The sequence below is a fragment of the Streptomyces sp. ID05-26A genome (assembly GCF_033794685.1).
Classification (GTDB): domain Bacteria; phylum Actinomycetota; class Actinomycetes; order Mycobacteriales; family Pseudonocardiaceae; genus Lentzea.
Map to the genome: position 1 here is coordinate 253,835 of NZ_JARAYZ010000003.1, position 20,944 is coordinate 274,778.

Sequence of the window (20,944 nt, forward strand, 5' to 3'; positions counted from 1 at the left end):
CCATGACCAGACGCGTCCTGGGCGTATTGGTCGGAATCCTCATCACAGCGACATTTCTGACACCGACCGCGGCGCAGGCGGCGGAGTGGGTCCCGAAGACCCCTCCGCTGTCGACGCCGTGGACCTCGCAGGTGTCCCCGACGAACGCCCTGCCCGAGTACCCGCGGCCGCAGCTGGTGCGCACCGAGTGGCAGAACCTCAACGGTGTCTGGGAGTTCGCCGGCGCACCGAACCTGAACAACCCGCCCATCGGCCGTCCGCTGGCCGAGGGGGTGCTCGTGCCGTACCCGATCGAGTCCGCTCTGTCGGGGATCAAACGGCACGAGGACAACATGTTCTACCGCCGCACCTTCACCGTTCCGTCCACCTGGAACGGTCGCCAGGTCAAGCTGAACTTCGGCGCGGTGACCTGGGAGACCCGCGTCTGGGTCAACGGCCGGCAGATCGGCACGCACACCGGCGGGTTCGACGCGTTCTCGTTCGACATCACCTCGGCGCTCACGGCCGGCACGAACGAGATCGTCGTCGGCGTCAGCTCGACGGTCGACGGCAGCCGCTACCCGATCGGCAAGCAGCGCCGCAACCCCAGCGGGATCTTCTACACCGCGGCGTCCGGCATCTGGCAGACGGTGTGGCTGGAACCGGTGCGGGCCGCGAACATCACGCGTCTCGACACCACGCCGAACGTCGGCGCGGGCGCCCTCGACCTGGTCGTGCAGGGCACCGCGGGCCAGTCGGTCACGGCCGAGGTGCTCAGCGGCGGGCAGGTCGTCGGCCGGCAGACCGGCACGACCGGTGGCTCGCTGCGGGTGCCGGTGCCGAACGCCCGGCTGTGGTCGCCGGACGACCCGTTCCTCTACGACCTGCGCGTGACGCTGGCGAGCGGGGACGTCGTCACGGGCTACTTCGGCATGCGCTCGCTCGGCAAGGCGATGGTCGGCGGCGTCATGCGGCCGTTGCTGAACGGGAAGTTCGTCTTCCAGAGCGGCACCCTGGACCAGGGCTACTGGCCGGACGGCATCTACACCGCGCCGACCGACGAGGCGCTGCGGTTCGACCTCGAACGCCAGAAGGCGCTGGGGTTCAACATGGTCCGCAAGCACATCAAGGTCGAACCGGCACGCTGGTTCTACCACGCGGACCGGCTCGGGCTGATGGTCTGGCAGGACATGCCGTCCGTCGACTCGATCGACGAGGCGCCGAACTCGCACGCGAACTTCGAGTCCGAGCTGCGCCGGATGATCGACCAGCTCAAGGGCATCACGTCGATCGTGCAGTGGGTGCCGTTCAACGAGGGCTGGGGTGAGTACGACGCCGGCCGCATCGTGAACCTGGTCCGCTCGATCGACAACACCCGCCTGATCAACCACAACTCGGGGTCCAACTGCTGCGTCTCGGACCCCGACCCGGGCAACGGTGACGTCATCGACGACCACCACTACCAGATCTCGGCCAACACCCGGCTGCCCGACGCGAACAGGGTCGCGATGCTCGGCGAGTTCGGCGGTCTCGGCCGCCGGGTCGTGGGGCACGAGTACCAGCCGGGCGCCGGATTCGCCTACGGCGCCCTGTACCCGGACGAGGCGTCGCTGACCAAGCGGTACGAGGAGGTCATCAAACAGGTCCAGCGGCTCGTCCACACCCGCGGGCTGTCCGCGCTGGTCTACACCGAGCCGTACGACGTGGAGAACGAGGTCAACGGCTTCTACACCTACGACCGGCGCATCCTGAAGATGACCGAGTCGCGGGTGCGCGCAGTCAACCTCGGGGTGCTCGCGGTCGCCCGTGGCACAGCCGTCTCGCCGGACGACGTGGTGTCTTTGCGCGTCACCACTTCCGGCTACACCAACCGGTACCTGCGCCACCAGGACTCGCTGGCCCGCACCGACGTGATCAGCACGGACCTGGGCAGGCTGGACGCCACGTTCCACGCGCGTCCCGGTCTCGCCGACGCGGCCTGCCTCTCGTTCGAGTCGCGGAACTTCCCCGGCCAGTTCCTCAGGCACAGCAACGGACGCATCCGCACGGACGTGAACAACGGCACGATCGCCGCCGATGCCACGTTCTGCGCGAGGGAAGGCTCCGGCGGCACCGCGCTGGAGTCGTTCAACGTGCGCGGGTCGTTCGTGCGGCACTACAACGAGGGCGTCTACCTGGCGCGCTCGGGCGGCTCGAACCCTTGGGACAACGCGAGTTCCTTCGCCGCGGACACCACGTGGGCCGTCGGCACCGGACTGTGGCGCAGCGGTGCGGACCTGCCGCTGGACCAGGCGCGCTCGTTCCGCGTGACCTCACCCGGCTTCACGGACCGCTACCTGCGGCACCGGGACTCGTTGGCGCGCACGGACGTCGTGACGGGCACGAGCGACGGCCTGACGAAGGCCGACGCGACGTTCGTCGTGCGGCGCGGACTCGCCGACCCGACCTGCTACTCGTTCGAGTCCCGCAACATCTCCGGCCAGTTCCTGCGGCACGCGGACTTCCGCGTCCGCCTCGGCACCAACGACAACACCGACCTGTTCCGGCGGGACGCGACGTTCTGCGCGCAACAGGGCACCGGCGGCGTCCGGCTCGAGTCGGTCAACGAGCTCGGCACCAACATCCGGCACTACCAGGAGGAGGTCTGGGTCGCCTCGAACGGCGGCGCGCACACGTACGACAACCCTGCCTCGTACAACCAGGACGTGAGCTGGGCCGTCAGCTCGCCCTGGACCCCGTAGGAGAGAACATGCTGCTACGAATCGTTTCCGTGTCCGCGATCGTGTTGAGCACGATCACCATCCCCGCTGTGACGGCGTCGGCGGACGTCGTCGACGCGATGAGCCGTGACCTCGGGATCACCCAGGCCCAGGCGCTGACCCGCATCCGCGCCGAGAAGGTCGCCCTGAAGATCGCACCGGCGGCCGAACAGGCTGCCGGTCAGGCGTACGGTGGAAGCTGGTACGCCGACGGCAAGCTCCAGGTGGCCGTCACCGATCCCGCTCGTGTGGAGGCCGTTGAAGCTGCGGGCGCTCAGCCCGTGCTGCGAACGAAGTCACTCGCGTCCCTGAACGCGGTGAAGAACGGCATCGACAGACTGTCGAAGGCCGGGTCGGTGTCGAAGGACGTCGCCGGGTGGCGGGTCGACGTCCAGCGCGGCGCCGTCGTGGTCGACGCCCTTCCCGGAGCCGACCTCTCGGCTCTGCCGAAGGACGTCGTCGTGAACACGGCCGGTGTCCAGAAGCCGCAGACGTTCGCGGCCGGCACCGTGGGCGGCGACCCGCTCTACACGGGCAACGTCCGGTGCTCGATCGGCTTCTCGGTGCACGGCGGCTACGTCACCGCCGGCCACTGCAACGTCGGTGCCTGGAACGTCTACGGCTGGGACCGGTCGTGGCAGGGCGAGTTCGTCGGCTCTTCCTTCCCCACCAACGACTACGGCTGGGTGCGCACCGGTGGCGGCTGGTGGAACGTGCCCGTCGTGCTCGGCTGGGGCCAGACGAGCGACGCGCTGGTGCGCGGTTCGTGGGAGGCCCCGCCCGGCACCTCGGTGTGCCGTTCGGGCTCGACCACGCACTGGCACTGCGGCGTGATCCAGGGCCGCAACGAGACCGTGAACTACCAGCAGGGCGCGGTCTACGAGATGGTCGGCACGTCGGTGTGCGCCGAGGGCGGCGACTCCGGCGGTTCGTTCATCACCGGTGACCAGGCGCAGGGCGTGACGTCCGGCGGTTACGGCAACTGCTCCGGCGGTGGCCGCACCTGGTTCCAGCCCGTCAACGAGATCCTGCGCACGTACGGGCTCACGTTGCTGACCGCCTGATCGGCCGATGTCCACCGGGACGTGAACGCGCACTGTGCCGCGCTTGCGTCCCGGTGGTTTTTCCGGCGTTGGCCGCTTTTTGTCATGATATTGATAACATGAATGGCTTCCTCACCAGCGCGAATCTCTGCTGAGATTTCGCGAGTAACGAACCCCTGCTCGCTGCCGATGGACCGTGCACTTGAGGCGGAACGATTCCACGAAAACGACAGGAGCTGGCGCGAGATGGTCACATCGCGACTGGGACGGCGGCTGGCTGCGATCGCGGTGACTTGCATCCTTCTCGGTGGGTGCGGTATGCCGACGGAAACGAAGAAAACCACCTTCGTCGTTGGAGCCACCGCCACTGCGAACGAACCCGCAGTCAGTCTTTCGGGGGCCCCGAGTGACCTCATTGAGAAGTCCGTCAAAACCGATGTCGTCCTTCTGAGCGCGTACGTGGGCTCTGCGGTCAACGAGCCGTTATTGCCCGACAAGGACATTTCTGTCTACTTCGACAGTGGATCCGGGGAGATCGAGGCGAACGAGGGCGCTCTTCGCAAGGGGTTCGAGAAGAACATCGCGGAGGTCAACAAGAAGCTGGCGGCTGCGGCCAGCTCGGAGCCGGACCTCGACCTTCTAGGTCTGCTGGGGACGCTCGCCCTGCGGCCAGGGCCGGCGACGCTGCTGGTGATCAGTAGTGGGCTGCAGACGAAGGGGCCGCTCGACCTGAGGAATATGGGCTCGGAGATCGATGTCGAAGCCACGTTGGCGAGGCTCGACGAGAAGGACATTCCCAAGCTCTCCGAGAAGAAGGTCGTGTTCATCGGACTCGGGCAGGTGAAGGGCCCGCAGGCTCAGTTGACGGAACGGATGCAGAAGAGCGTGCGTGAGCTCTGGCTGAAGGTGTGCCGGAAAGCGGGAGGCGAATGCGATTCTAATTTCCTGAACACCACGGGTGGAGCGCCGGCCGCTACCATCGCAGTGCCCACGATCCCGGTTCAGGGTGAGCCGTCGATCGTGGTCTCCGGAGCGTCCACGAGAATCGAAATTCCGAACGGATCGCTCTTCTATCCCAATTCGTCGGAGTTCCTTCCGGGTGCATCCGCGACTCTCGACAAGATCACCGGCCACTTCCTACCGAACGGCGACACGGAACCTGAGTCGGCCACTGCGGTAGGACACACGGCGACCTGGGGCAAACCTGAAGGAGCTGTCACGACCTCGAAACAACGCGCGGTGAAGGTCGTCGACTACCTGGTGCATGCGGGGGTCGAGCGTTCGCTCTTCCGGCAGGTGGACGGCGTTGGTTTCAACGATCTGATCGTCACCGACCTCGATGGCGAGGGCAACCTGATTCCCGCTGCGGCGGAGCGGAACCGGACGGTAGTCCTCACCGTCGTCCACAGGAGGCGCTCGTGACTTTGCAAGCTGATCGCTCGCCTGACTTCCAGATGCCCGAGGCGCCGTTGCCGCTGATCCTGCGGCCGGGCAGGAGACCACGGCTGCCGCTCTGGTACTGGCTGCGCTACCCGAACCGCGCGCGGTGGATCTCGCTGCTCATCCGGGAGGCATTCCACTGGAAGGACAAGCCCAAACTCGAGCCGGACGCGCTGACGTACGCCGAGGCCGCGGTGCTACGGCGAACTCAGCGCGAACTGCGTGCAAAGGTCGACGCGACCGTCGAAAAGATCGACCAGCTGGCCGGGCGCTTTCACGTCCTGCAGCGGCAGGCCGGGCGGGATCGGAGGGCGGCGGCGCGTGTCCGGGAGCAGCCGATTGTCGTGAAGTCCGGGGGATCGATCTTCGCCGTCGGATCCATGTCCGTGTCCCAAGCAAAGACGATCGTGAACAGGTGCCGCCACCGCATCGAGGAGGACACGAGGCAGGGTCAGACCCGTCACCTCGACAGGTTCTCCGCGAGCTGGGCCAAGCTCGCGATAATCCCCCTGGTGGTCGATGTCGTCGCCCTGTTCACAGTGATCCTCAAGATCTTCAACATCACCTCGATCGCGCAGGCGGCCGCTAAGCCGGCGGAGACTATCGCGGCGGCGGGCTTCGCTGTGATCGCCTCACTCGTGCTCTTCGTGCTGTCGCACTCGGCTGGCAAGGACGCCTGGCAGTTGCGTGCGGTCACCGGCGGTCAAACCGACGTGTCGGACGAGGACGAGGAGCCTTCCGACGGCGCTGGACGGGGTTGCGAGTTCCCTCAGCCGCTGCTCGTTCTGAAGGTCAAACTGATCAGCATGTCCGCGGTGAGCTTCTTGGTGGCCTCCTCGATCGCGATCCGTGTCATCCAGCCCTCGCCGGACAAGCCCACGACCGTGCTCGGCTGGACGATCGGTCTCACCCTCGGTCTCGTGGTGTTTCTGGCGCCCTGGGCGATCGTCTACATGCATCTGAAGTACGGATCGCTTGAGGTGCAGGCCATCAAGGAACTGACCGAGGCGATCGGCGAGGCGGAGAAGGATGCCGCAGCCTGCGACAAGGCCGCGGAGGACGCCGAGGCCGAGGCCGAAGGGCTCCGTCAAGAAGCTGAGCGCGTTCAACGCAGTGGCGTGCGAGCAGCGATGGACCTGACCGACGATTCGCGACAGATTATCGATCTTGCTCGCAGTGCCCACGGTCAGGCAGGTCCGCTGGCGACCAGCGACAGCGTGCGTCCTGCTGAGGGGTCTCTTCTTTATGTCACCGATCTGCTCTCTGCCACGACCGACTCGATCGCTGAGGCGCTGAAGGGCTTCGGTTCGCCTGAAGAGCAGTCCTAGGTTTTCGTCGCTGACGCATGGTCAGCTGATTTCTGCCAGGACGCACACACGCATTTTGATCCGTGCGTCCGCGTCATCTCCGCGCCCTGGAGCGTGTGGATGTCCTCCCTGCTCCTTGTGCATGGTCGTACCTGGTTTCAGCCCGTCAACGAGGTCATTCGCACGTAAGGGTTAGCCCTCCTGACCGCCTGATCCGGGTTTCCGCCGGGACGCGGGTGCCTCCGCGTCCCGGCGGCTCACCTGACGATGAGAGGCGCGCTCACACCTGCGGCACGACGTCGACGAACTGCTTGCGGTCCGCGATCAGGCGCATCGCTTGCCGCACCTGGACGCCCACGGCGCCGACTGGTCCTTTAAGGCCCGCGCGTCACGTCGGACCACCCGGCAACGGCTGCTGCGGCTGTGATGTCCCGCGTCACTCCGTGTCGGCGATGGTGAGGAAGTCATGCACGCAGCGCGGGACCCCCTGTGCTGCGGCGTGAGCCGGGAGTCGGATCACTCGAAGCAGTTTTTGTCGCGCGGAGAACGGTCGCGGCGCGGAGGCTCAGCGGCTCCCGTCTGTCAGTCCTTTGTGGACCGCCAGTAGTCTCGTGTGTGATCGACTGCGCAGGGAATCCGGAGGGTGGCCCGCATGCCGTTCACGTTGTCGCATCCCGCGGCGGTGCTCCCGCTCGTCCGGCGTCCGTTCAACGCGGTCGCGCTCGTGGCGGGCTCTGTCGCCTCGGACATGGCGTACTTCGTCGCCGCTGTCGGCATCCCGCTCAGCGCGCAGTCCTGGTACGAGCCGTTCCTGAACGCCACGACGACGCACTCGCCCGCCGGTGCGGTGACCGTCGACCTGGTCTACGGCCTGGCCCTGTGCGGCCTGGTCTTCGCCGCGCGCCGCCCGTTCGGCGTCTTGCTGCCCGACGGCCCGGCTTCCCCTCGACTGGGCGCGTTGGCAGTCCGCGCGTGGTGGGTGCTGGCGTCGTTGCTGATCGGCATCGCCACCCACCTGCTGTGGGACTCCTTCACTCACGCGGGGGGTGATGCGATCAGCCACCTGTCCTTCACGGAGTCCACGGCGGCCGGCGGCCTCACCTGGGGTGAGCTGCTGCAGTACGTCAGCACGGCGGGTGGTCTGGCCGCGATCGGCTGGTACCTGTGGCGGAGGCGATCGAGGTGGGCGACCCAGGACCCGGCGATCCGGCGGCACCGGCGCCTTCTCACCGTAGGTCTGGCGGTCGCGGTGCTCCTCGGCGCGGCCCTCGGCGCGGTCGGTGTGCTGACGGACGACCTCGGCGACCTCACCACCGCCGAGGTGGTGCGGCACGTGGTCTACGCCGCGGCCAAGGCTGCGGGCGCCGCCTTCGTCGCCGCGGTCGTGCTGTACGTCGCCGGGTGGTGGGTGCGCCGAGGCGTCCGGGCGAGCGCCCGCCTCGGGTGAGCAGACGTCATCCCGGGCACGGCGGCCGGTAGCCCAGGCCGGGGAAGTAGCGGTCCCACTCGGCTTCGGTGATCACGGTCCGGACGGTGTCGCAGGCGTGTGCGATGGTCCGATCGAGGTCGGTGTCGAGCAGCCGGAACTGGGCGTCCCAGCCGCCGGTGATCACCGTGCGACCGTCGGAGCCGAAGACCACCGCCTCCACCTCGTCCAGGCTCACGGAGACGGTGATCGGCTCCGTCGCGCGGCGGGGGTCGGTCACGTCCCACAGGCGCGTGGTGCGGTCGTCACCCGCGGTGGCGAGGGTGCGCCCGTCCGGGCTGAACGCCACCGCGTAGACGCTGTCGTCGTGGCCTTCGAGGACCGCCAGCGGAGTCAGCCGGCGCGGATCCGAGACGTCCCACAGCCGTGCGGTGTGGTCTTCGCCGACCGTCGCCAGGACCTGGCCGTTCCGGCTGAACGCCGCCTCGTACACCCCGTTGTCGTGGCCGGGGACGGTGGCGAGCCGCGCGGGCCGCCGAGTGTCGGTGACGTCGTACAACCAGATTCCCGGTTCGTCGCCCACCACGGCCAGTGTTCGGCCGTCGGGGCTGAACAGGGCGTCGTAGATCACGTCGGCGAAGCCGTCGATCACGGCGGTTTCGGTGGCTCGGCGTGGGTCGGCGACGTCCCACAACCGCACCGTGCGATCCCAGCCGGCCGAAACCAGGGTGCGGCTGTCCGGGCTGAACTGCACCGTGTGGATGTTGACCGTGTGGCCGGTCAGCGGGCTGAGCTGCGCCGGGTTCCGGGGGTCGGTGAGGTCCCACAACCGCACGACGTGGTCGAAGCCCCCCGACGCCAGGGTGCGTCCGTCGGGGCTGAACGCCACCGAGTAGACCGATTCGGTGTGGCCGGCCAGCGTGGCGACCTCCACCGGCTTTCGCGGATCGGTGATGTTCCACAGGCGCACGGTGTGGTCGTCGCTGCCCGTCGCCAAGGTCCGGCCGTCCGGGCTCACCGCCACCGACATGACCACGTTGCTCTGCTGGACCACCGCCAGCGGCAGGGTGCTGAGCAGCCCGTCGCGGGTGCGGGAGGAGGGGGCCAGGCGGTGGGCGGCCAGTGCGAGCTGAACGGCCAGCTGAGGGTTGCTCCGATGCACCCCGGCGGCGTCCTCCGCGACGATCTGGGCCCGGATGGCGTTGCGTTGTCCGGTGGCCGTTCGCTGGTTGATCACGGCGACGACCGTGGCGGTGACGGCGACCAGGGACACCACGCTGAGCAGCGCGACGAGCCTGCGGAGCCGGCGACTGCCGACGACCTCGGCGGACCGGCTGGATTCCAGGAACCGGTGCTCGCGCGGCCCCAGCACGGCGCCTTGCCGCGCCGCCCAGTCGAGCGTGAGCGCGAGGCGCGCGCCCCGCAGCAACGCGCCGCCGTCCTCTCCCACCGACTCCCAGGCGTCCGCGGCGTCGGTGAGCTGCCGGTGCAGGCGGATGCTCTCGCGGTCGTCGTGCAGCCAGCCGTGCAGCCGTGGCCAGGCGCGGATCAGCGCCTCGTGCGCGATCTCGACCCCGTCGTTGTCCCTGAAGAGCAGTCGCGCCGTCGTGAACGCTTCGAGCACGGCCGTGAGGTCGGGATCGTCGCCGAGCTTGGAGACGTCCAGCCGTTGTTTGGTGTCCTCGGTGCCCTCGCCGAGCGCGACCAGTCTGCCGAACAACGTCCTGGCCAGCTGCTGCTGCGCCTCGTCCAGTCCGGAGAACACGTTCTCCGCGGTGCGGCTCAACGCGCCGTCGAGCCCGCCTGCCTGCTGGAACCCGGCGAGCGACAGCCTGTTTCCGTTGCGGCGGGTCCACACCTCCAGCAACACGTGCGACAAGAGCGGAAGAACCCCCGGCCTGCCGTGTGCCTGGGTGAGCAGGTCCGCGACCAGAGCGCTGTCCACCGTGCAGTTCATCTTGCTCGCCGGCGCCACGATGGCCCGGCGCAGCTCCTCGGCCCGCATGGGCCCGGCGACGACCTGCCCGTTCCGCATGGCGTCGAGCAGCGCCGGGTGCGCCGAGCAGTGCGCGAAGAAGTCCGATCGCATGCCGAGCAGGACGCGGCACCTGCTGCCCCGGGTGTTCGCGGCGGTGGCGAGCGCGTCGATGAACCTGGCGCGTTCTTCCTCGTCGTCGCAGAGCGTGAAGAGCTCCTCGAACTGGTCGACGATGATGACCGTTTCCTCGTCTCCCGACGCCTGGGACACGAGTCGGTGGAGGGCTCGGTCGTCACGCCACTCGTCCATCACCGCCCCGGCGGTCAGGCCGAGCTTGGACGCGAGCAGGACCGAGCACCGTTCGATCGGGTGCGTCCCGGGGGTGAACAGCAACAGCGTGCTCGTCCCGGCGGCGGCGAGGGCGGGCACCACACCCGCGCGCAGCACCGACGACTTGCCCGAGCCGGACGCGCCGAACAACAGCACCATCCGTTGTCGTTTGCCGACGATCTCGGCGACGAGCCGCTCGCGCCCAAAGAACAGGTGGGTGTCGTCCGGGCCGAACGCCCGCAACCCCACGTACGGCGCACCGCTGATCTCCTCGTCGGTGGACCTCATCGCGGAGTTCTCGTTGAGCGAGGCCGCGATCGAGTGCCAGCGCTGTTCCCATTCGACGTCGTCGCCGTCACAGGCCCGCACGAACGCCAGCGTCACCGCCAGGCTGGGCAGTTTCCGCCCGTTCGCCGCTTCCGACAGCGTGGTCGCCGAGTAGTGGGCGGTGCTGCCCATGTCCCGGTACGACGGAGTGCCTGCTTTCGTGCGCAGCAGCCGGAGGTCCGCGGCGAACTCCACGAGCGGTGAGCCGTCACGGACCAGTTCGCGTTCACCCCGCGGCACGATCGATCATCCCTTGTAGAGCCTTTCCCCGGACAACTGCGCGCCACGGCTGAATGCCCGGCCGACCTGTCACATCCAGGGTCACTAAAGCACAGCACGCCCGGCCCAGCTCAGGCCGTGACCTCCGACGCCGAGGTCAGTGGAAGAGGATCCGTTTCGCCGCGGCCCTTCCCGGCGCTGTGCGGAGGAGCGAGAACGCCACCTCGGCGACGTTCGGGCTCCGGACGAGGGACAGGCCGCGCCGCAGCTGGGACCGCACCAGGTAGCGCCGCCGCATCGCCGCGCCGTCGTAGTGCTCCAGCACGTGCCTGTTGCCACTGCGCAGGTAGTCGAACGTCACCGATGCCGCGAGTTCGGACATCCGCATGCACGGGTCGAGCCCGCCGGCCGTGAGCGGTGAGACCGCGCCCGCCGCGTCCCCGACCAGCAACCCCTGTGGTGACACGATCCGGCGCAGCAGTCCGCCGACCGGGATCGGCCCGCCCCGGCGCTTCACCGGACCGGTCGGCTCCGGTGCGGGGAAGCTGTCGCGGAAGCGTTGCAGCAGCTGGGGGAGCGGCGCGGTGAACCGGTCGGCGCGGCCCGCCAGACCGACGTGCGCGTGTTCGCCGTCGTCGATGACCCAGGCGATGTAACCGGGTGCGAGCCTCGGGTCGACGACGCAGTGGAACGTCGGCGCGGAGCCCGTCCTGACCGGGTAGACCTCCTCGATGCCGGTGATCAGCTGCCGGTTGACGTCGAGACCGAGGCTCCTCGCGACCGTGGACCGGGCGCCGTCCGCGCCGATGGTGAAGCGGGCCTTCGTGGACCTCGCGGGGTAGCTGGAGTTCAGGTTCACCTGCGCGCCCGCCCGTTCGGCCTGGTCGACCGCGGCGGCGTAGATGCCCTCCATGTCGCCGACGCGGAACTCGTCGTGATCGCTCACGAGCTCCACCGGGTTCCTGTGCGACGGCGGGTAGAGCAGCACGCGCCGGACCGCGGGGCCGAGGTGCGGCAGGTCGTAGTCCTCGAGGGTGCGGCGGACGAAGATCCCCGTCGTGCGGATGCCGGTCTCGAGGCTGGTCCTGCGCTCGCAGACGGCCACGTCGAGGCCTGCCCCGGCCAGCAGCCGGGCGGTGTTGAGGCCGGCCAGCCCGGCGCCGACGACCAGCACGTCCACGGTGTCCATGGAAGTGCACGCTAGGTCTGATCGCCCTCCGGATTTTCGTTCGCGGCAACACCTTCACCGGATCTGCACCGTTCCTCCACAACTGTGGCAAGGTGTGCCTACCGCTGCCTCGAATCCCTGGTTCGAGGAGGAACACCGATGGAGTTGTTCAACCGCCGCACCGCGTTGCGAGGAGCACTCGCCGTCGCGGCCACGCCACTGGCCGCGGGTGTGGCATCAGCTGACGTGGGTGCGATGGCGTTCGTGCAGAAGTGGGCCCCGAACCCCGGTTCGGCGGGCCTCGGCGCGTTCGCCGGCATCGAGGACGACCGCTCGAACTCGCACCCCTCGGCCACGCACATCTTCGCCGAGAGCAACCAGTACCGGTTCGTGATGCACAAGTCCGATCGGGACGGTTCCGACCGGCAGCGCAACGAGGTGCGCGCCATCCGGACCGGCAGCACCCGGCACGACATGAAGAAGGGGGAGACCTGGCGTTTCAACTACCAGATGTACATCCCCGCGTCGTTGAAGGGCACCACCAGCTTCTCGCACGTCTTCCAGGTCAAGCACACCGGCGTGGACTCACCCGTGGTCACGATGTCGTTGTTCCGCTCGGGTTCGCTCGAGACCGTCGAGATGAGACTGTTCGGCGCGGGCCAGGCGAAACTCGGCAGCACGCCGCTGGCGCCGCTGCGCGACAAGTGGATCGACGTCGAGATCGAGATCAAGGTCGCCGACTCCGGCAGCCTGCGCTACTCGCTCAAGGACGGCGGCACGACGGTCGTCAACGCGTCCCGCTCCGGTTTCGACACGTGGCTGGGCGGTGACCAGGCGCATCCGAAGTGGGGCATCTACCGCGGCCTCGGCGACTCCGCGCAACTGCAGGACACCTATCTGTTGCTGCGCAACAGACAGTGAAGTTTTGCGGGCGCACCGACACCATCGTGGGAGTTGCGCTAGCTCGGTCTTCCCCTGTAGTCCGGACCGGTTTTCTTGAGCCTGCGCAACGTCTGGTGTGGCGAGTTGCGAGGGATTGCGATGGGTAAAGCGTGGGGCGGCGGCCGATCGCAGGTGTCCAGGAAGATCCTCCTGGGGCGCGCACGTGTCTGGCCAAGCGCTGAGACTGGCCGCCCTATAACGCTTGACGACGCAATCAGTTACGTCTCGGTCAGCAACAATCCGACGACACTTCGGACAGTAATTGCTTGTGTTCGCACATATGGGTGAAGTCTCGATTGGACTGATCACCCAGAGGTGCAGCCCCCGTCGCGACGGTGCTTAGGTGAGGTCTCGCGCCACAACCCCTGCGAGCGCGACCGCCACACAACACATCTGGGGGACCGTGTGACCGAGCTGGATAACCCTCGCAGCCAACAAGTCGCCCGCGAGGCTGCCACGAACCTGATCGGCGACCTCAGCAAGTGCCCGTCCGGATCCGTGCTCCTGAGCTACGTCGGCGTGTGCCTGGTCGGCCTGCCAGACGGCGGGAGCGTCGTGGTGCGCGTCTACCCGTGCGGGCCCGTCGACGGCAGCACCGAACGAGGCATCCTCGGCGACGCCCTCAGTGACTCCCAGGACGAGCGCCGCTCCTAGCAGCTCGCTACTTCCTGCGCTTGCCGTTCGCAACCGTGGGCGCGTCCGGCGTGACCTCCGGGCCGTACGCCGTCTCGGCCGTCCGGTACTCGATCGGGCCGAGCTGCGTCGCCGCCGTGCCTGCGGTAGCGGACTGGAGAGCCAGGTACTCGAAGACGAGCGTCTCGACGGCGGCGCGGAACCGTGGCGACAGCAGCGCGATGTTGTCCGCCAGGTTCGCCGAGCGGGCGGCGACCTCGGCCGCGACCTCTTCGTCGGACTTCTGCGGGGCGGGCGAAAGGCCGGCGGCGACCAGGACGTCGTCGAGCTTGAGCTCGAGCGCTTCGGCGAGCGGGCGCAGGATCTTGACCGACGGGTTCACATCGGCCTTGATGTCGGCGCGGTATCCGGACTCGTAGTACGACACGGTCGCGCGGCCGACACTTGCGCGCTTGGCCACCTCGTCTAGCGTGAGCCCGAGTTGCTTGCGCTGGCTCTTCAGCATTTTGCCCAGCGGCCACTCGGCAGGGTCGCGTCCCCCGGCAGTCGTCATGTAGGGCATCTTGCTGCACGTGCGCGTGTGGCGCCACGTCCAAACGGTCCCCGATTCCACACGCCGTCACGAAATGCTTGTTTGTGACGACACGTGTCGCTAATGTGACGCCCATGACCAACGCACCCCCGCAACCCTGGCGCAGCCTCCAGCGCGCGGTACGCGAGGCCAGCCTCAACTACACCAGCCTCGCTGAACGCGCAGGTATCAGCAGGCCCTACGTGAGCGCGTTCGCCAACGGCCGCCGCCGCCCGTCCGCGGCGATCATCGAGCGCTTCGCCGAGATCCTCAACGTCCCGGTCGAAGGTCTCCGCGTGGACGTGTCCTTGGCCACGTCGCCCGAGGAGATGCTCCAGGAGATCGACGGCCTGGTCGCCGTGCTCGACGAGCGGATCCAGCACGCGACGGCCCACGTCCAGCAGATCAAGGACAAGCGCGACCAGCTCGAGCAGCTCGCCGCTGGAGCGGCATGACGACCGCCGAGCGGACTCGCTTGGCGGTCGTCCGCGAGGAACGTCTCGTCCGCATCGTCCAGGTGGCCTTCTCGCTCGAGCAGTTGGAGACGGTGACGGGCGAGTCCGCGAACGCACTGCGCCGCCGCATCCACAACGCGGCCTTGCGAGCGCGGACCACCGGGCATCGGTACCTCGTCACGGGTCCCGCTGCCGTCGCAGCTGGGCTGCGCAACGCGCACACGTTGATCGACTACCAGCAGGTGATCGATGCGAAGGTCGACTACACGCTGCGCGAGTTGGCTGACTTCCTGTCGCTGTCGTACTTCGCGGCCCGTCGGCTGATCGAGGCGGACCGCATCAATCCGGTGGGCGGCCCGACCGCGCGCGTGCACGTGCGCGGCGCCGAGATCCTCCGATACCTCGACGGCAACGACGAACCGATGCAGCATCCCGAGTCCGCGTAAAGCTGGCTCAGCCACACCGTTCCGGGCTCGCTTAGCCCAACCCCTTGCGCCACCTCAGCCCCGTCGCGTGCGACGTGCGGCCTATTTCGTGCACCAGAAAACAGGAGTGACAGTGTCTGACGAACAGTCGAATGTGGCCGGTCAGCTCAACGACATGGACCGGCTGATCTGGCAGCTGGGCTGGGTGGTGCTGCAGCGCAAGCGCCGCCAGGAGGAAGAGGAGCGGCTGCGGGAAAAGGTCGTCAACAACGCCCGCGCCGGTGCCACCTGGCCAGTGGCCGACCCGCGCAACGCGGAGCGCAAGCTGTGGCACGCGACGGTGTCGAAGACTTCCTACGTCGCGACGATCACCGATCGTACGAAGGCCGAGCAGTGGGTGCGCGAGCAGTACCCGGCGAAACTGCGCAAGAAGTGGAAGCTGCGGGAAGGCTTCACTGAGGCGGACGCGTGGGAGCAGCTGCGAGAGCACTGCGGCTACATGTTCGAGGAGGTCGCGGTTGTCGAGGAGTGGGTCCTCAACGAGCTGAAGATGAAGTCGCAGCAGGCCGGTCGGCCGATGGGCTGGGGCAACGAGATCGGTGAGAAGGCGCCCCCCGGCATCGAGGTGACCAAGCCGCCTTCCACGGTGTTGTTGAAGATCACCGACGACGCTTCCGACATCGTCGACGCACTGCGTGCCAGCGGCATCATCGACCAGGACGGCAACTTCACCGCACCCGTCGGTGGCGAGTGATGACCGAGCTGCGGACCCGCCGGCCGACGGCGACACCAACGTGGCCGCGCGTGCTGCTGTCCGGAGAGCCCGGCACGGATGGGGCGTGGATGGCGGCCGAGCTCACCGGCGACGCGCGTATCGCGGCCAGCTACTGGCTGGAGTTCGGCGAGGCCAACGCCGACGTCTACGCCCAGGCCGATGGTGCGAACTTCGAGATCATCGACCACGACGGCTCTTGGCGGGACATGTATGGGCAGCTCTGCGCCGCTTGGGAAACCGCCCACGCCGCAGAATTGCCTATCGCGCTCGTCGTAACGTCGATGAGCGGTGTGCGCTCGGTGCTCAACGACGCTGCCAACGCCAAGGGCCGCCGGCGTTCGGCCTCTGCGCTGGCCGGCCGAGGCCTCGACCCCGCCGACGCGTACTCGTCTGAGGCCGAAGTGGACATCGGCCCGGACATCCGCACGCTGATGACAGCACGGCACCAGCTGCTGATCGACAAGATCCGCACGTGGCCCGGTCCCGTGGTGCTGACCGCCCGAGAGACCCGCACGCCGGATGGCGAGTGGTTGCTCCGCGCGCACGATCAGCTTGGGTTCGACGTCACCGCGTGGGTGCGCCTCACACGCGGTGACGAGCCGGAGATCGTGGTGCTCGACACCGCGCAGCACCGCCGCTTGACCCGCAGCGAGCGCGAGCAACTGCGTCCGCACTTCACGCTGGCGCGGTTGATCTGGGAGTGGTCTGGCTGCGATGAGCAGACACGCGCGCCGGAGCCGCGCGTGTGGGACGCAGACCAGGTGATGCCGGGGGAGCAGCCGCCTGTGCGGAAGCTGCAGGCGGTGAACCCACGTTCGCCCAGGCTGAGCGGCCCGGGCCGCGCGGCGCCGCCTAGCACCCACCCGCTGGCCGAGCCCTTGCCGCCGCAGGCGGAACGCGTCGCGCACTTCACCGACGCCTGGCTGGGACTGGACGACCCCAAGCAGATACACAAGCTGTGGCAACGCATGCGCGCCGATCTCGCGGACGCGCTCGACACCGATGTGGCTGGGCTGCTGTCCGACCAGCAGAGGGCTGCGCTGTCGGTTCAGCAAGGCGACTCGTACTCGCTGCACGCCTTGGCCGACTTCGCTTCTGGGTACGTCGCCAAGACCAGGACCGCGCTGTCGGTGGCGGCCAGCGCGGGCGCGGCGTCGTGACCGGCGAATCGTCATGACCGAGCAGACGCGTTGGGGCAAGGCCGGCGTGCGGCTCAGCACGCAAGAGGCTGACCGCCGCCGGACCGAGATCCTCGCGCAGAAGCACCGTGCCGCAGCAAGTCATGAGCGCGACGTCAGCAAGGCGCACAGCAACTGGGCTGCCGGGCTGGTGGTGCCGTGGCGAATCACGCAGGCACTCAACGCCGCCGATCTGTACGGGCCGGAGGTCGATCTGGCGTGTGGTGCGCGGGAGCCAGACGTGGACCAGTGGGAGGCGGGCGAGCTGTACCCGACGTGGGAACAGTTGCAGTTGCTCGCGAAGCTGACTGGCTGCACGGCGAGGTTCTTTACGTTCCAGGACGCGGCTCCGATCCCGATCGAGATGACCTCGCTGTGGTTCCACATGCCGATCAAGGATCGGGTCAAGGACGAGCCGGTGCTGGAGTTTCCGGAGCATGTGTGGCGGCCCGTGGTTGAGCAGGCGCGATCGTGAAGCCGCGCAAGCCGATGAAGCGGACCGCCATGCCGCGCCGCACCAAGCCGATGCGGCGCGGCATCTCGCAGCTGCGACGCACCGCGGTGGTCAAGGTGCGAAAGGCCAGCGCGTCGACCGTGGTCCCGAAGTCCATCAAGGACGGCGTCGACGAGCGGGATGCGGGCCGCTGTCAGCGGTGCGGGCGCGCGATCGGCTCCGGCCCGTGGTCTCGGCACCACCGTGACCCGCGCGGCATGGGCGGGTCGACGTTGCTGCACACCTTGGCGAACGTGGTGTTGCTGTGCGGCAGCGCCACCACGCCACGCGGATGCCACCACGAAGTCGAGAGCCAGCGCAAGCAGGCCGAGCTCGACGGGTGGCTGGTGCCGATGAACATCCGCGCGGAGGACTGGCCGGCGCGCCGGTTCGGCCGCGACCAGTACGAGCAGCCGGGTGTCGAGTGGACGCCCGCGCCACCGCATCCCCTCCAGGTCGACATGGGCGCAGCGGCGTAAGCCGCCCCGTCCGTCCTCCACAAGCACAACGAGGAGACCAGTGATCACCACCCAGGGCTGCGTCGGACGCTTCATGTGGGAGCGCTCTGTCCGCCAGTCCGAGCTGGCATGGCACCTGAAGTCGTTCCTGCTGCTGCTCGCCACGTACATGGACGCGGACGGCAGCAACTGCCGTCCTTCCGCGCCCGAGCTGTGCGCGGTGACCAAGCGGTCCCGGCAGCGCGTGTTCGAGTGGATCCGCGAGCTCGAAGCCGCGGGGTGGCTCCGCAGCGTCGCGCGGCCTGGCAAGGCGACCCTGCGCGTGCCGCGGCTGCCTGATGCGCAAGCGGGTGACCCGTCAGATACGTCTTACGGGTCGGACCTGGTGGACCCGTCTGATGGGTCTGACGGGTCGGAGGCCGAAACCATCCACACCCGTCTGATGGGTCTGACCCACCCGTCAGACCCATCAGACACGACCAAGTCAGTACCAAGTCACTGTGGGGGCGCGCCGCCCCCACACCCCCGGCGAACCGCCGACCCGCACGCGGGCCGACGGACCGATCCGGAACCGGAACCTGACAGCGCCCAGACACCGGCGACGCAACTCGAGCAGGAAAGCCCGGTACCCAGCGCGGCGCGCGCGAGCAGCGACCGGTTCGAGCTCGTCGGCACGGGAGCGCTGCGGTCGATTGGCACGAAGGCGGCGCTGGACGAGCTGGCGCGGCGCAAGACCGTCAGCACGCCGGGCCGGATGAGCTGGCGCGGGCAGCGAGCGGCGACGGCGCATCTCGATCCTGAGAAACGCGCGGAAGTTCGGGCGGATTTGGAGGCTCGGCAGCGGCGTGCAGGGATGCGCGTGGTTCCGGACTCTCAGCAGGTCAGTGGGTCTGAAGCGGCGTCCTGAGGTCTGCTGGAGCGAGCGTCAGGACGTCTTGTGGCTGGAGTTCGTCGGCATCTTCGTGACCTGGAATGCTTGTTTGTGACGACATGTGACGGTAATGTGACGGCCATCAGAGCAGCAAGGGAGCCCGCGATGACCACCACCGCACACCGCACCACCACGGTGGTCACCGACAACCCGGTCTTCGCCTGGCGCAACGTCCTCGACGCCGTCAAGGACGCGTTCTACGCCGAGCTGGACGCGGACTTCGTGCACGACTACCGCGCCCAGCTCGACCAGGCCGCGTCCGTCCTGTTCGGACCGGCCCTGATCGAGGCGTGGGCCGAGCTCGGCTACCAGGTCACGTTCGGCCCGGACGACCTGTCAATGCAGCGCCGTCCGAAGTACTGGCCGTGGCGCGAGGTCTGCGACACCGCGTGCGCACGACTCGACCCGTACCTGGTGGTCATCAAGGCCGACCTGGACGGCGAGCTGTTGCGCTACGCCGCCGCGCACCCGCGCACCGAAGCACTCGCCAAGCACGCCAAGGCGTTGCGCACGCACACCGACCCGCTGAGCACCGAACTGCACGACCGCCTCGACGCCTGGTCCGAGACGTTCGACGACAACACCAGCCAGCACGCCCACGACCAGCACGACGGCTGGCAGGCCGCCATCGACACCGCCGTCACCTACGCCCAGTTGTTGCGCCTGCGCGACGACCTGCCCGTCTGAGAGGAGTCCACCGATGTCCGACTGGCGCCACCGCGCGATCTGCCGCGAAGAGGACCCCGAGCTGTTTTTCCCGATCGGGAACACTGGCCCCGCCCTGCTGCAGATCGCCGAAGCGAAGACCGTCTGCCGCAGCTGCCCGGTCGTCTCCGAGTGCCTCGCGTGGGCCATCGAGTCCGGCCAGGACGCCGGCGTCTGGGGCGGCATGAGCGAGAACGAGCGCCGCGCCCTCAAGCGCCGTTCCCCGGCACGCCGCATCCCCGACCACTACCGCACGCACAAGTACGCCGACGCGAAACCGAAAAAGCGCAAGACCCGCGTCCGCTGAGCACGGCGCCGCACTGCCCGTGCTTCCCCACCGGGCAGCGCGGCGCCACCCAACTCCGTTTCACCGCAACAGCTTCAGGAGCCAGCCGATGACCGCCACCACCGTGCAGGACGACAACTGCGACTTCGCGGTCGTCTCCCTGCACCACGCGAAGTCCGGCGACGCGCTGCCCGTCAGCCACTACATCAACGCCGACGGCACGGTGCGCCGCCAGGACTACTGGGCCGGTAAGCCCTCCCGTCTCGCTGGCTTCCTGTGCAACGTCACCAGCGCCAGCCTCGCCCTGACGCACGAAGCCTTCTGGCGCAACCCCGACGCCGCGATCGGCATGTACGCGGCGTTCCTGTGCGCGGACGGCTCGCGACTGAAGATGCCGGTCCCGGTCGCCCGCATCACCACCCACGCCAAGCCGGGTGCGTGATGACCCCACGAACCGAGATCGCCCCGTACGGCGTCGGCTGCATCCCGCTGCACCAGCTCGGCGAACGCATCCACGTCGTCAAGCACCCCGCCTTCGGCTGCCCGGTCCCGATCTGCGACTACCTCGGCCCGCTGCAGGTGTACGTGACCGCCGTCCGCTGGCTGTGCGGCCACACCCGCACCCTCCCCGCGCACGACCAGTCCTGCCACCGCACCTGCCACCACAACCGAGTCGCGTTCCTCGCCGCCAAACAGGCCGAAAACCGGCGCCGCAACGCCGAGCTCCGCGCCCGCCGCTTCACCGTCGTCGCCTGACTAACCCGCCCCGCACCACGCCGCAAGGAGCCCCGCCCATGTCGAACATCGACCCCGCAGTCGACGACCTGTCCGCCGTCCAGGCCGACGACCGACTCCTCGACCTGCTCGGCTCCGCCACCCCATACGCGGCCGGCGAACTCGACGACCTGAGCGCGCTGATGCTGGCCTGGCGCGGCGAGGTCGACAGCGTCGACCCCGGCGACCTGGTCGACCTCGACGCCGCGGTCGCGGCCATCGCCTACGCCGCCCGCTCCTGGTGGGCCACCGACACCGGCCTCAAGGCCGTCGCCCTGGCGCTGCTGCTCGCGGTGATCACGGCCGTCGCCCTCGCGCTCACCGCCATCGAGTTGTAACCGC

22 protein-coding genes are annotated in these 20,944 nt (G+C 68.4%); 19 read left to right on the forward strand and 3 right to left on the reverse strand.

Annotation, left to right across the window (positions count from 1 at the left end; all coding sequences use genetic code 11):
* The first annotated feature begins 2 nt into the window (after positions 1 to 2).
* From PV646_RS28395 to PV646_RS28415, 5 genes are all read left to right on the forward strand, one after another.
* Positions 3 to 2,720: an AbfB domain-containing protein gene (locus PV646_RS28395; protein ID WP_500345335.1), complete on the forward strand. Its 2,718-nt coding sequence runs from the start codon at positions 3 to 5 to the stop codon at positions 2,718 to 2,720.
* Positions 2,721 to 2,728: 8 nt separating this feature from the next.
* Positions 2,729 to 3,802 carry a S1 family peptidase gene (locus PV646_RS28400; RefSeq protein ID WP_500345336.1) on the forward strand — a complete coding sequence of 358 codons (1,074 nt, stop codon included), beginning with the start codon at positions 2,729 to 2,731 and terminating at the stop codon, positions 3,800 to 3,802.
* 168 nt (positions 3,803 to 3,970) lie between these two features.
* Positions 3,971 to 5,203 (forward strand): OmpA family protein, encoded by a 1,233-nt coding sequence (locus tag PV646_RS28405; RefSeq protein ID WP_500345337.1) that lies wholly within the window; start codon positions 3,971 to 3,973, stop codon positions 5,201 to 5,203.
* On the forward strand, positions 5,200 to 6,549 hold the full coding sequence (locus tag PV646_RS28410; RefSeq protein WP_500345338.1) for a hypothetical protein: 1,350 nt from the start codon (positions 5,200 to 5,202) through the stop codon (positions 6,547 to 6,549). Before PV646_RS28405 ends, PV646_RS28410 begins: the two co-directional genes overlap by 4 nt.
* A 631-nt stretch (positions 6,550 to 7,180) precedes the next feature.
* Positions 7,181 to 7,975, forward strand: a complete 795-nt coding sequence (locus tag PV646_RS28415; protein WP_500345339.1) for a DUF4184 family protein — start codon at positions 7,181 to 7,183, stop codon at positions 7,973 to 7,975.
* A gap of 7 nt (positions 7,976 to 7,982) precedes the next feature.
* Here the strand turns inward: PV646_RS28415 and PV646_RS28420 are convergent, their stop codons facing one another.
* Positions 7,983 to 10,829 (reverse strand): nSTAND1 domain-containing NTPase, encoded by a 2,847-nt coding sequence (locus PV646_RS28420; RefSeq protein WP_500345340.1) that lies wholly within the window; start codon positions 10,827 to 10,829, stop codon positions 7,983 to 7,985.
* 136 nt (positions 10,830 to 10,965) lie between these two features.
* Positions 10,966 to 11,997, reverse strand: coding sequence for an FAD-dependent oxidoreductase (locus PV646_RS28425; protein WP_500345341.1), 1,032 nt, complete (start codon positions 11,995 to 11,997; stop codon positions 10,966 to 10,968).
* A gap of 138 nt (positions 11,998 to 12,135) precedes the next feature.
* On the opposite strand from PV646_RS28425, the gene PV646_RS28430 reads away from it, so the two are divergent.
* Both PV646_RS28430 and PV646_RS28435 read left to right on the forward strand, forming a co-directional pair.
* Positions 12,136 to 12,897 (forward strand): Tat pathway signal sequence domain protein, encoded by a 762-nt coding sequence (locus PV646_RS28430; protein WP_500345342.1) that lies wholly within the window; start codon positions 12,136 to 12,138, stop codon positions 12,895 to 12,897.
* A 426-nt stretch (positions 12,898 to 13,323) separates the two neighbouring features.
* A complete protein-coding gene (locus tag PV646_RS28435; RefSeq protein ID WP_500345343.1) occupies positions 13,324 to 13,572 on the forward strand; it encodes a hypothetical protein in 249 nt (82 codons plus the stop codon).
* Between the two features lie 7 nt (positions 13,573 to 13,579).
* Here the strand turns inward: PV646_RS28435 and PV646_RS28440 are convergent, their stop codons facing one another.
* A complete protein-coding gene (locus tag PV646_RS28440) occupies positions 13,580 to 14,104 on the reverse strand; it encodes a helix-turn-helix domain-containing protein (RefSeq protein ID WP_500345344.1) in 525 nt (174 codons plus the stop codon).
* Positions 14,105 to 14,217: 113 nt separating this feature from the next.
* Here PV646_RS28440 and PV646_RS28445 point away from each other — a divergent pair, with 113 nt between their 5' ends.
* From PV646_RS28445 to PV646_RS28500, 12 genes are all read left to right on the forward strand, one after another.
* A complete protein-coding gene (locus PV646_RS28445; RefSeq protein ID WP_500345345.1) occupies positions 14,218 to 14,577 on the forward strand; it encodes a helix-turn-helix domain-containing protein in 360 nt (119 codons plus the stop codon).
* Positions 14,574 to 15,023 carry a hypothetical protein gene (locus PV646_RS28450; protein ID WP_500345346.1) on the forward strand — a complete coding sequence of 150 codons (450 nt, stop codon included), beginning with the start codon at positions 14,574 to 14,576 and terminating at the stop codon, positions 15,021 to 15,023. Before PV646_RS28445 ends, PV646_RS28450 begins: the two co-directional genes overlap by 4 nt.
* 112 nt (positions 15,024 to 15,135) lie before the next feature.
* Positions 15,136 to 15,756, forward strand: a complete 621-nt coding sequence (locus PV646_RS28455; protein WP_500345347.1) for a hypothetical protein — start codon at positions 15,136 to 15,138, stop codon at positions 15,754 to 15,756.
* Entirely contained in the window at positions 15,756 to 16,937 is a 1,182-nt protein-coding gene (locus PV646_RS28460; protein WP_500345348.1) for a hypothetical protein, read from the forward strand. The genes PV646_RS28455 and PV646_RS28460 overlap by 1 nt, the downstream gene beginning before the upstream one ends.
* 13 nt (positions 16,938 to 16,950) lie before the next feature.
* Positions 16,951 to 17,430, forward strand: a complete 480-nt coding sequence (locus PV646_RS28465) for a hypothetical protein (RefSeq protein ID WP_500345349.1) — start codon at positions 16,951 to 16,953, stop codon at positions 17,428 to 17,430.
* Positions 17,427 to 17,927 carry an HNH endonuclease gene (locus PV646_RS28470; RefSeq protein WP_500345350.1) on the forward strand — a complete coding sequence of 167 codons (501 nt, stop codon included), beginning with the start codon at positions 17,427 to 17,429 and terminating at the stop codon, positions 17,925 to 17,927. The genes PV646_RS28465 and PV646_RS28470 overlap by 4 nt, the downstream gene beginning before the upstream one ends.
* Positions 17,928 to 17,967: 40 nt before the next feature.
* Positions 17,968 to 18,813, forward strand: a complete 846-nt coding sequence (locus PV646_RS28475; protein ID WP_500345351.1) for a helix-turn-helix domain-containing protein — start codon at positions 17,968 to 17,970, stop codon at positions 18,811 to 18,813.
* Between the two features lie 129 nt (positions 18,814 to 18,942).
* Positions 18,943 to 19,524: a hypothetical protein gene (locus PV646_RS28480; protein ID WP_500345352.1), complete on the forward strand. Its 582-nt coding sequence runs from the start codon at positions 18,943 to 18,945 to the stop codon at positions 19,522 to 19,524.
* A gap of 13 nt (positions 19,525 to 19,537) precedes the next feature.
* Positions 19,538 to 19,849, forward strand: a complete 312-nt coding sequence (locus PV646_RS28485; protein WP_500345353.1) for a WhiB family transcriptional regulator — start codon at positions 19,538 to 19,540, stop codon at positions 19,847 to 19,849.
* Positions 19,850 to 19,937: 88 nt separating this feature from the next.
* Entirely contained in the window at positions 19,938 to 20,270 is a 333-nt protein-coding gene (locus PV646_RS28490; protein ID WP_500345354.1) for a hypothetical protein, read from the forward strand.
* Positions 20,270 to 20,584 carry a hypothetical protein gene (locus PV646_RS28495; protein ID WP_500345355.1) on the forward strand — a complete coding sequence of 105 codons (315 nt, stop codon included), beginning with the start codon at positions 20,270 to 20,272 and terminating at the stop codon, positions 20,582 to 20,584. Before PV646_RS28490 ends, PV646_RS28495 begins: the two co-directional genes overlap by 1 nt.
* 38 nt (positions 20,585 to 20,622) lie before the next feature.
* On the forward strand, positions 20,623 to 20,940 hold the full coding sequence (locus PV646_RS28500) for an anti-sigma-D factor RsdA (protein WP_500345356.1): 318 nt from the start codon (positions 20,623 to 20,625) through the stop codon (positions 20,938 to 20,940).
* The last annotated feature ends 4 nt before the right edge of the window (positions 20,941 to 20,944 follow it).

What these genes read in the sequence shown, in the direction of transcription:
- PV646_RS28395 (WP_500345335.1), top strand. Translation starts at nt 3, where the DNA reads ATGACCAGACGCGTCCTGGGCGTATTGGTCGGAATCCTCATCACAGCG.
- PV646_RS28400 (WP_500345336.1), top strand. Translation starts at nt 2,729, where the DNA reads ATGCTGCTACGAATCGTTTCCGTGTCCGCGATCGTGTTGAGCACGATC.
- PV646_RS28405 (WP_500345337.1), top strand. Translation starts at nt 3,971, where the DNA reads ATGGACCGTGCACTTGAGGCGGAACGATTCCACGAAAACGACAGGAGC.
- PV646_RS28415 (WP_500345339.1), top strand. Translation starts at nt 7,181, where the DNA reads ATGCCGTTCACGTTGTCGCATCCCGCGGCGGTGCTCCCGCTCGTCCGG.
- PV646_RS28425 (WP_500345341.1), bottom strand. Translation starts at nt 11,997, where the DNA reads ATGGACACCGTGGACGTGCTGGTCGTCGGCGCCGGGCTGGCCGGCCTC.
- PV646_RS28430 (WP_500345342.1), top strand. Translation starts at nt 12,136, where the DNA reads ATGGAGTTGTTCAACCGCCGCACCGCGTTGCGAGGAGCACTCGCCGTC.
- PV646_RS28440 (WP_500345344.1), bottom strand. Translation starts at nt 14,104, where the DNA reads ATGACGACTGCCGGGGGACGCGACCCTGCCGAGTGGCCGCTGGGCAAA.
- PV646_RS28445 (WP_500345345.1), top strand. Translation starts at nt 14,218, where the DNA reads ATGACCAACGCACCCCCGCAACCCTGGCGCAGCCTCCAGCGCGCGGTA.
- PV646_RS28450 (WP_500345346.1), top strand. Translation starts at nt 14,574, where the DNA reads ATGACGACCGCCGAGCGGACTCGCTTGGCGGTCGTCCGCGAGGAACGT.
- PV646_RS28460 (WP_500345348.1), top strand. Translation starts at nt 15,756, where the DNA reads ATGACCGAGCTGCGGACCCGCCGGCCGACGGCGACACCAACGTGGCCG.
- PV646_RS28465 (WP_500345349.1), top strand. Translation starts at nt 16,951, where the DNA reads ATGACCGAGCAGACGCGTTGGGGCAAGGCCGGCGTGCGGCTCAGCACG.
- PV646_RS28480 (WP_500345352.1), top strand. Translation starts at nt 18,943, where the DNA reads ATGACCACCACCGCACACCGCACCACCACGGTGGTCACCGACAACCCG.
- PV646_RS28485 (WP_500345353.1), top strand. Translation starts at nt 19,538, where the DNA reads ATGTCCGACTGGCGCCACCGCGCGATCTGCCGCGAAGAGGACCCCGAG.
- PV646_RS28490 (WP_500345354.1), top strand. Translation starts at nt 19,938, where the DNA reads ATGACCGCCACCACCGTGCAGGACGACAACTGCGACTTCGCGGTCGTC.
- PV646_RS28495 (WP_500345355.1), top strand. Translation starts at nt 20,270, where the DNA reads ATGACCCCACGAACCGAGATCGCCCCGTACGGCGTCGGCTGCATCCCG.
- PV646_RS28500 (WP_500345356.1), top strand. Translation starts at nt 20,623, where the DNA reads ATGTCGAACATCGACCCCGCAGTCGACGACCTGTCCGCCGTCCAGGCC.